This window comes from Vibrio sp. A37, from assembly GCF_059777565.1.
Genome location: NZ_JBLNLI010000026.1, coordinates 21,696 through 27,695 on the forward strand (window position 1 = coordinate 21,696; position 6,000 = coordinate 27,695).

General features: G+C 42.5%; 7 protein-coding genes. 5 read left to right on the plus strand and 2 right to left on the minus strand.

From position 1 onward, the window contains the following. Nucleotides 1-10: 10 nt before the first annotated feature. A complete protein-coding gene (locus tag ACM2FC_RS21805; protein WP_498483161.1) occupies nt 11-310 on the minus strand; it encodes a hypothetical protein in 300 nt (99 codons plus the stop codon). A 374-nt stretch (nt 311-684) separates the two neighbouring features. Beyond that, nucleotides 685-885 (minus strand): restriction endonuclease subunit S, encoded by a 201-nt coding sequence (locus ACM2FC_RS21810; RefSeq protein WP_498483162.1) that lies wholly within the window; start codon nt 883-885, stop codon nt 685-687. A gap of 402 nt (nt 886-1,287) precedes the next feature. On the opposite strand from ACM2FC_RS21810, the gene ACM2FC_RS21815 reads away from it, so the two are divergent. The 5 genes from ACM2FC_RS21815 to ACM2FC_RS21835 form a co-directional block, all read left to right on the plus strand. Next, entirely contained in the window at nt 1,288-2,244 is a 957-nt protein-coding gene (locus ACM2FC_RS21815; protein ID WP_498483163.1) for an AAA family ATPase, read from the plus strand. A 10-nt stretch (nt 2,245-2,254) separates the two neighbouring features. Then, nucleotides 2,255-3,175, plus strand: a complete 921-nt coding sequence (locus ACM2FC_RS21820; RefSeq protein WP_498483164.1) for a DUF58 domain-containing protein — start codon at nt 2,255-2,257, stop codon at nt 3,173-3,175. A gap of 7 nt (nt 3,176-3,182) precedes the next feature. Continuing rightward, a complete protein-coding gene (locus tag ACM2FC_RS21825) occupies nt 3,183-3,665 on the plus strand; it encodes a DUF4381 domain-containing protein (protein WP_498483165.1) in 483 nt (160 codons plus the stop codon). Between the two features lie 22 nt (nt 3,666-3,687). Then, complete coding sequence (locus ACM2FC_RS21830; protein ID WP_498483167.1) at nt 3,688-4,626, plus strand: vWA domain-containing protein; 939 nt, start codon at nt 3,688-3,690, stop codon at nt 4,624-4,626. Then, nucleotides 4,619-6,000, plus strand: a 1,382-nt coding sequence (locus tag ACM2FC_RS21835) for a VWA domain-containing protein (protein ID WP_498483166.1), incomplete at its 3' end; no start/stop codon positions are given. The genes ACM2FC_RS21830 and ACM2FC_RS21835, both read left to right, overlap by 8 nt.

Consider the following 6,000-nt stretch of genomic DNA (forward strand, 5'->3'; position numbering starts at 1 on the left):
TAGACACTACCTAAAGGCCCATTCGACTTAGAGCGTCGGAAACCATGGTTCTAAATTTGGAGAAACTTGGATAGATATCTAGGCGAACCCCGTTAGGGACAGAGTAACTAAATGACATCGCGTTATCGAGTAGCTTAAATGATATCCCCTTTTTGGAAACAAAAGCTTGCTCGTTTAACGTATCGAGAGCATCCAGCTTAAAAAGGTCATCTCTAGTTAGCACTAAGTCATAGTTTTTATAATCGAAATCTAAGCGAAATAACGCATTACTATTATCGATTAATTCAAAATTCGAGTTGTCTAAATTCATAAGTACTCCTCCATCTTATAAAGCCACACACTCCTTCAACATATCGCTGACTACAACGGTCAAGAAGTCGTTAGTCGACGAGTCGCTGGCTAAATATGAGATGCAAAGTCCCGGCCAAATTTATGCCTTTAATAAAAACACTGTATTAATATACAGAAAAATGACATTCGATCCATGTTTTTTATAAATCTTAATAGCTTAAAATGGCTGCACTTGCTTTTGAGACACTAGTATTGCTTATGATTTGTGCGTTTTGATGAATTTTTGATTAAAGCAGTTCTAGCCCGTGAACCTTGTGAAGTGGTGCGTTACACGAAAATGGAAGGGATCATAGGGAAAGCGGCAATTGCCTTCCCCTTTACAATGAAACAATTTTAGTGAACTGGTTTGTCTGTGTCTGCGTAAAATTTGCCAAAATACTCTTCAAGAACTTCTGCCGTCAACTCACCTTTTTCTTCTAACTCTTTAAGCTTCGCTACTACTTGTTTTTGTTCTTCCATCGTTGGAAGCTTTACTTCAGGTTCGTTTTCAACTTGCTGGCTCATTGCCTCAAGCTCTTTTTCAAAATCGCTCATACCGCTTACCCTTAAATTTGATGCCGAACATTTTATACGAAGATCTAGGCCCTTTTCCAGCTTCACCTGAAATTACACAATAGGATTGAATCAACCTGCCCATCTCTTAACTCGAAAAGTCACGAAGAAATTCAAGATGGCATACGCAAAAATCATATTAACATCCCATTAGATCTACCAAGATCACAGTTTTTTAGTCACAAAAAGACAAGTTAATTTGCAAATTTTAGCTGGAGATTTAGTATTCTCTAAAAAACACGTAGCACTCTTCTTAAGAGATTAATATGTATCAGGTTAATATTTATTCACTGAATATTAACTCTATATTACACCTTTATATCTATGGAACTTACTACGTTTTCTAAGCTCTAAGTACCAAACTTGTTAATAGATAGGTTATTTATGCAGTCACAAGCAATCCAACAACTACAACAGTATTTAGATAGCCAAATCATCGGACAAACTAATCTTGTCAAACAACTATTGGTTGCCTTATTGGCAGACGGACATATATTAGTTGAGGGGCCTCCCGGCCTTGCGAAAACGCGAGCTGTAAAATGTTTAGCTGATTGCATAGAAGGCGACTTTCACCGAATCCAGTTCACTCCCGATCTGCTCCCTGCTGATTTAACTGGCACCGACATATTTAGGCCTGAAACAGGTGACTTCAGCTTCCAAGCTGGCCCAATTTTTAACTCTCTTATACTTGCCGATGAGATTAACCGTGCACCAGCTAAAGTCCAAGCAGCAATGCTGGAAGCCATGGCAGAAAAACAAATCACAGCAGGCAGAAAAACCTATCCACTTCCAGAGCTCTTTCTGGTAATGGCAACCCAAAACCCGATTGAACAAGAAGGCACTTACCCTCTCCCTGAGGCTCAGCTAGACCGCTTTTTACTTCACTTAGATGTTGATTACCCAGATGCAGACAGCGAACTTGCAATCTTACGTTTAAATCGAGGTGAAGCGAAAGGAGATGAAAAATCGCCACCACCCTTGCTAGCCCAAAAAGATATTTTCGAAGCAAGACAGCAAGTGCTTGATATCCATATGGCCGATACTATAGAGCGCTATATTATTCGCCTTGTTATGGCGACTCGTCAGCCAAAACAATACGATGATAAATTAGAACAATGGCTAGAAATGGGGGTGAGTCCACGAGCCAGCATTGCACTTGACCGCTGCGCTAGAGCGCATGCTTGGTTATCAGGCAGAGACTTTGTTTCCCCAGAAGATGTCCAAACCATGGCTTTTCCAGTTCTTAGGCATCGACTACTTCTTAGTTATCAAGCTCAAGCAGAAGGAGTTCATCCTAACAAAGTCATCAACCACATTCTTTCTCTCGTTGGCAGTGCATAGGTGATTGGGTATGTCTTTGAACCAGCCACCTACTAGTGATGGGGTAACCTTGTCATTAGAAGAGTTGATATTCTTCAAGCAACATACTGTCCATTGGCTTCCTCCCGCTCGTAGCTTATGGTCACAGATGCAAGGTCAGCATCATAGTCCAAGGCTAGGCAGAGGTATGGACTTCGCTGAAGTTAGGCAATACCAGCCTGGTGACGATATCCGCAGTATTGACTGGCGGGTCACCGCAAGAACGGGGAAAACACACACCAAAGTTTTTTGTGAGGAAAAAGAAAAGCCAGTTGTACTGTATCTTGACTTTAGCTCCTCGATGCAATTTGGTTCCACTTTGATGCTCAAATCAGTATTAATGGCGCACATGGCCAGTTTAATCAGTTGGCTCGCTGTTGCGCAGAAAGATCGCATCGGTGCAGTAATCGACGATGGCCAGTCATTAGTTGAAGTTAAGCCGACCAGCAGAACTAAAGGCCCTTTGCAAATCATACAAAAAATGCTCGAAGCTCACCAAAATAGCCTCAAGCAACTAGGCAACATCGCCACTCAAACCAGCCTGTCCGACGGTCTTAAAACACTTACCCGGCTCTGCCCAAAGGGAAGTGAAATCGTATTGCTCAGTGACTTCACTCGCTTCAAAGAGTCCTATACAACATTCATAAGCCAGCTTAATAGGCACAACAAAATTCAGTTAATTCAAATTGTCGACCCTTTAGAAAGAGGAGCGACGTCTTACCGAGGTGTAGAGCTAGTCTCCGATCGCAGACAAAACCAGTGGGTTGACTTTTCTTCCAAGAAAACTCGTCAGCGCATCGAATATGCCTTCATTAATCATCAACAGTCTCTTAAAACGCTATGTCACTCATTAGCCATTCATTACTCGTCACTGTCCAGTGATTCACCATTACTACAACAAATATCAGGATAGTACTCATATGACACAAGCAACCAACACTTCTCATTTACCGCTGAAATCGATGCAGCTGCCAGACTTGCCATCTTGGTTCCCTTTAGCTTGGGGATGGTGGGCGACCATCGGTACTATATTTGCGGTAGTTTTATTTTGTTGGCTGTATCTTCGTTGGAAGAAAAAGCGCCTTGCACCTAAAAAAACAGCATTACGACTACTCACTGGCACACCGATGCCTTTAGAACCTTCTGAAGCCATCGAACTGGTTCGCCAAGCGGCTCTCTGTTATTACCCAAGAGATGAGATCGCGAACCTCACGGGCAAAGATTGGTACGCCTTTCTGGACTCGCAAGTACCCGAACCCATGTTCGAAAGCAACTCAGAACTTTGGCAACAAGCTTTATATCAAAAAAAGCCAATACAAAACGCCGAAGCCCTAGTGGGAGATTGCTACCAATGGGTAAATGATGCATTGCCGCCGAAAAAAAGGAGGGCAAAAGTTGACTAGCTTTGAATTAGTCTGGTGGTGGATGCTATTTCTGCTGCCACTCCCTATAGTTCTGTATTGGTTTGCTCCAGCAGTAAAGAAAAGTGCTGCTATTCACTTACCTTATTTACCAAATCAAAATACTCAAACACAACCTAAGAATCTACTCTCTAAAATCTTGGCCACATTAATCTGGACATGCTTAATGATAGCAGCCGCGCGTCCTGTTCACTTTGGTGAGCCGATTACGGTGACGCCTAAGCATCGAGATTTGATGTTGGTTGTTGATTTATCTTACTCGATGAGTCAAAAAGACATGAAGGAAGGCGATCACTACGTCAGCCGTCTTTCTGCAGTCAAAAACGTGCTATCCAAATTTATCGAAGAGAGAAAAGGAGATCGCCTAGGTCTTATTTTCTTTGCCGACCACGCGTATCTTCAAACTCCCCTTACCTTCGACAGAAACATCGTCGCGAAACAACTAAAACAAGTGGTACTGAAACTTATCGGCACACAAACCGCTATTGGAGAAGGTATCGGGTTAGCAACCAAAACATTCATCGATAATGATGCCCCTCAGCGCGTCATTGTGTTATTGACTGACGGCAGCAATAACTCTGGCGTTCTAGGTCCAATTGAAGCCGCCAAAATTGCAAAAAAATACCATGTAAAAATATACACTGTTGGAATCGGCGCTGGCGAAATGACCGTGCGCAACTTTTTCATGACTCAAAAAATTAACACCGCTGCGGATCTGGATGAGAAAACCTTAAAAGAAATTGCTCAAATTACTGGAGGCAAATATTTCCGAGCTCACGATAATCAGCAATTACAAAATATTTACAACACCATCAACAAGTTAGAACCCATCACAAATGCAAGCCAAACATGGCGTCCTCAAACTGAATGGTTTGGTGTACCGCTAGCAATAGCATTAATTTTGTCGGCCGCGCTGATGATATTAAGGAGAAATCATGTCTAGTTTTACATTTCTCTACCCGCAATGGCTATTGGGGTTGCTCCCTGCTATCGCCTTGTATATTTGGTTACGAATTCGAAAACAAAACCAAACGCTGATAGCACCACACATTGCCAAGGTGCTAGGTATTGAGCATGGAAAACAATCTGTTTGGGTAATTCGTACGATTCTACTTTCTTGGGTACTCGCTATCATCGCCGTAGCGGGACCAAGCTTTGAAAAAACTGAACATCCTACATACAACCTAGCCAATGCTCGAGTGTTAGTGATGGACATGTCCGAATCCATGTACGCAACAGATATTAAACCAAATCGGCTTACTCAAGCACGTTATAAAGCTCAAGACTTGTTGAAGCAGTGGAAAGAAGGGTCAACAGGCTTAGTCGCTTATGCCGCTGACGCATACACAATCAGCCCAATGACAACTGACACACATACAATATTGAATTTACTGCCGAACCTATCGTCAGATTTAATGCCTTACCAAGGTTCAAACCCAGCCGCAGGGATAAAGCTGGCGATAAGCCTCATGGAGCACGCAGGCTTATCTTCTGGCAACATCGTTCTTATTGCTGACGATATAGGCAAGGATGACATTAAGCAAATTGTGCCATTAATTAAAGGGACTCATTGGTCACTCTCTATCCTTGGAGTTGGCACTAAAAATGGGGCGCCTATTGCACTTAAAAACGGTACGTTACTACAAAATAGTGCTGGCCATCCCGTGGTTGCAAAAACACATTTCGATAACATGCGTGAACTGGCTTCTGATGTCGGAGGGTATTTTACGCCGATGCAGCTGAACAGTAGCGACGTAAATACCATAGCTAGACAATCTCTTTCTATTGATAGCAAAGCGAAAAAAAACAAGAATAATGAAGTAGACGAGCCTTTGAATAATGGCTATTGGCTTGTTCTCATCATTTTGATTCCAGCTTTACTGATGTTCCGGCGCGGAGTGTTGTTCAGCTTTTCGCTATTACTTATCCCATTGCTGACACCCAAAACAGCTGAAGCTAGCCCTTGGCTGAATCAAAATCAGCAAGCAATGGAGATGTACGAAGCAAAAGACTATAAAGGAGCGGCGTCAACGTTCCAAAATAAGGAGTGGCAAGGCATATCCGAATACGGTGCGGGTAACTACAAAAAGGCCATTGAAGCTTTAAAAGACAGCCAAAGTGACAAAGGCAAGTACAATTTAGCGAATGCTTACGCACAAGATAAACAGTATCAAAAAGCTATCGATTTATACGAGCAAGTGCTTAAGCAGCAGCCAAACAACGCGGATGCAAAATATAATCTAGATATTGTCAAGCAAGCACAGCAACAGCAACAGCAACAGCAACAGCAACAGCAACAGCAACAGCAACAGCAACA

Coding starts and splice junctions, on each gene's coding strand:
- ACM2FC_RS21810 (WP_498483162.1), bottom strand. CDS start 885: ATGAGCGATTTTGAAAAAGAGCTTGAGGCAATGAGCCAGCAAGTTGAA.
- ACM2FC_RS21830 (WP_498483167.1), top strand. CDS start 3,688: ATGCTATTTCTGCTGCCACTCCCTATAGTTCTGTATTGGTTTGCTCCA.
- ACM2FC_RS21820 (WP_498483164.1), top strand. CDS start 2,255: ATGTCTTTGAACCAGCCACCTACTAGTGATGGGGTAACCTTGTCATTA.
- ACM2FC_RS21815 (WP_498483163.1), top strand. CDS start 1,288: ATGCAGTCACAAGCAATCCAACAACTACAACAGTATTTAGATAGCCAA.
- ACM2FC_RS21825 (WP_498483165.1), top strand. CDS start 3,183: ATGACACAAGCAACCAACACTTCTCATTTACCGCTGAAATCGATGCAG.
- ACM2FC_RS21805 (WP_498483161.1), bottom strand. CDS start 310: ATGAATTTAGACAACTCGAATTTTGAATTAATCGATAATAGTAATGCG.